At 70.9% G+C, this 2753-nt stretch carries 3 protein-coding genes; 2 read left to right on the top strand and 1 reads right to left on the bottom strand.

Annotation, left to right across the window (positions count from 1 at the left end; all coding sequences use genetic code 11):
- Both hemG and VKH46_11655 read left to right on the top strand, forming a co-directional pair.
- Window positions 1-1147, top strand: a 1147-nt coding sequence (gene hemG / locus VKH46_11660; protein HKB71493.1) for a protoporphyrinogen oxidase, incomplete at its 5' end; no start/stop codon positions are given.
- Window positions 1144-2532 carry a tryptophanase gene (locus tag VKH46_11655; protein ID HKB71492.1) on the top strand — a complete coding sequence of 463 codons (1389 nt, stop codon included), beginning with the start codon at window positions 1144-1146 and terminating at the stop codon, window positions 2530-2532. The genes hemG and VKH46_11655, both read left to right, overlap by 4 nt.
- Here the strand turns inward: VKH46_11655 and VKH46_11650 are convergent.
- Window positions 2529-2753 (bottom strand): hypothetical protein (locus tag VKH46_11650; GenBank protein HKB71491.1); only part of this gene is annotated, 225 nt, incomplete at its 5' end. The two genes, VKH46_11655 and VKH46_11650, sit on opposite strands and share 4 nt — an antisense overlap.

Raw genomic sequence — 2753 nt, 5'->3', positions numbered from 1 at the left:
CGGGCCCAACACCGTCCGCCCGACGCCGTCTCTCCTCGCGCTCGCGCGCGAGCTCGGGATCGGCGACGAGATGCGCTTCTCCGACCCGCGGCTGCCGCGCTTCGTCGAGATCGGCGGCCGGCTCCGGAAGATCCCGTTCGGCGCGCTTTCGCCGGCGGCGCTCCTGCGCGCGGCGGCCGAGCCGCTCGTGCGGCGCCGTTGCGCGGAGGCCGAGGAGACCGCCTTCGACTTCATCGCGCGGCGCTTCGGGAGGTCGATCGCCGAGAAGCTCCTCGAGCCCTTCGTCTCGGGGATCTACGCCGGGGACGCGCGGCGGCTTTCGGCGGCGGGCGCGTTCCCGAAGATCGTGGCGCTCGAACGGGAGCACGGGAGCGTCTTGCGCGGCTTTCTCGCCTCGCGCAAGAAAGTCCCCGCTCCGGCGGAACCGCGCCCGAAGGGTCTCATGTCCTTCCGCGGCGGACTCGCGACCCTGCCGCGCGCGCTCGCGGCGGCTCTCGGAGGCCGGTTCCGCGCGCGAACGGAGGTGGACCGGATCGAACGCTCGGGGGACGGATGGCGGATCTTCGCCTCGACCGGCGACTTCTCCGCGAGAAACGTCGTCGTCGCGGCTCCCGCGCCGGCGGCGGCGAGGATCGTCTCGGCGGCGGCCCCCGAGGCTTCCCGGGCGCTCGCCGAGATGCCGGCGCCCTCGGTCTGCGTGGCGCACTGCTCCTGGCCGGAGGAAGCGTTCCCGCGGCCTCCCGCGGGGTTCGGCCACCTCCTGCTTCCGAGAGACGGGGAGCCGGTGCTGGGCGCCGTCTGGAGCTCGGCCCTCTTCCCGGGGCGGGCGCCCGGCGGGAAGGTCATGCTGACGTTCTTCCTCGGCGGCCGGAGGAATCCCGCCGCCGCGCGGCTCGACGATGCCGCGGTCGCGGCCGCCGTGGACGCGGACGCGCGGCGCGCGCTCGGCGCGGCCGCGCCGCCCGAGCTCCTGCGCACGACGCGCTACGCCGCTGCGATCCCGCAGTACGAGGCCGGGCACGCGGCCCGGATCGCCGCGCTCGAGGAGGCGGAGAAAGCGCTTCCGGGGTTGCGTTTTCTCGGCAACTACCGCGGAGGGATCTCGGTCGGCGACGTCGTGGAGAATGCGATAGTCTCGGCCGAATGACCGACGAGCTCTCTCGAATCCTTCCCGAGCCGTGGCGCGTCAAGGTCGTGGAGCCGATCCAGCTCCTCGACCGCCGCGCGCGCGAGAAGCATCTCAAGAAGGCGGGGTACAACCTTTTCGCGATCCCCTCCGAGGCCGTGTTCATCGACCTCCTGACGGACTCCGGCACGTCGGCGATGTCCGACGAACAGTGGGCCGCGATGATGCGCGGCGACGAGTCGTACGCCGGCAGCCGGAATTTCTTCACCTTCGAGACCGCCGTTCGCGAGATCTTCGGCTTTCCGCACGTCATCCCCACGCATCAGGGGCGCGTCGCGGAGAACCTCCTGTTCTCGACGGTTCTGAAGCCGGGCCAGATCGTCCCGAGCAACACGCATTTCGACACGACGCGGGCCAACGTCGAGGCCAACGGCGGAGTGGCGCTGGATTTCGTCGTGCCCGAAGCGAAGGACCTCGACTCCGAATATCCGTTCAAGGGGAACATGGACGTGGCGCGGCTCGCCGAGGTGCTCCAGAAGAACCCGGGGAAGGTTCCGCTCGTGATGCTGACCATGACGAACAATTCCGGCGGCGGGCAGCCGGTCTCCCTCGAGAACGTCCGGGCCGTCAAGGCGGCCTGCGAGAAGTTCGACGTGCCCCTGGTCATCGACGCCTGTCGGTTCGCCGAGAACGCGTTTTTCATCCGGGAGCGTGAGGCGGCGTGCCGCAACTGGTCCGTGATCTCGATCGTCCGGGAGGTCTTCACGTTCGCCGACGGCTGCACGATGAGCGCGAAGAAAGACGGCCTGGCGAACATCGGCGGATTCCTCGCGCTGCGGCACGACACTTGGGTCCAGAACCTGAAGAACAAGCTGGTCCTGATCGAGGGCTTCCCGACCTACGGCGGGCTCGCCGGCCGGGACCTCGAGGTGGTCGCCCGGGGCCTCCGCGAGGTGCTCGACGAGCGGTACCTCGAGTTCCGGATCGGACAGGTGCGCAGGCTCGGAGAGCGGCTCACGGCCGCCGGGATCCCGATCGTCCGGCCGGTCGGCGGCCACGCGGTCTACCTCGACGCCCGACGGTTCCTTCCCCACGTCCCCGCGTCCCAGTATCCGGCGCAGTCCCTGTCCGTCGCCCTCTACCGCGAAGGAGGGGTGCGCTCCGTCGAGATCGGCGGCGTCATGTTCGGCCGCCGGGACCCGAAGACCGGGCAGGAGATCGCGCCCGACCTCGAGCTCGTGCGCCTCACGATCCCCCGGCGGGTGTACTCGAACAGCCACCTCGACTACGTGGCGGCCGTGGTCACCGAGTGCTTCCGGAACCGCGAGGCGATCCGCGGCGTGCGGATCGTCAAGCAGGCGCCGTTTCTGCGGCACTTCACCGCCGAGTTCGAAGCCATAGCTTAGCGGGCGCGGCGATGCATCGAGCCGGACGGGCGCGTGCGCCGCGACCCGCGGCCCGGTGCCCCGGAACGGGAATAGCGATAGCGGCGTTCGGAGCGCCGCAGGGTCAGCGGCAAGGCGACGCGGCGAAGGCGATGCGGTTGCGATCGTCTAGCCGCGGCAACGCCGCCGATGGCCCTGCGCCGCCCGAACCCGAAGGGCGCCCGCACATTGCGAACGATCTC

The sequence above is a fragment of the Thermoanaerobaculia bacterium genome, from assembly GCA_035260525.1.
GTDB lineage: Bacteria > Acidobacteriota > Thermoanaerobaculia > UBA5066 > DATFVB01 > DATFVB01.
The sequence above is the reverse complement of the archived record's forward strand: the minus strand, read 5'-3'. Positions and strand labels throughout refer to the sequence as shown.

Excerpts from the sequence above, each read along its gene's own strand:
- VKH46_11655 (HKB71492.1), top strand. The coding sequence starts at position 1,144 with ATGACCGACGAGCTCTCTCGAATCCTTCCCGAGCCGTGGCGCGTCAAG.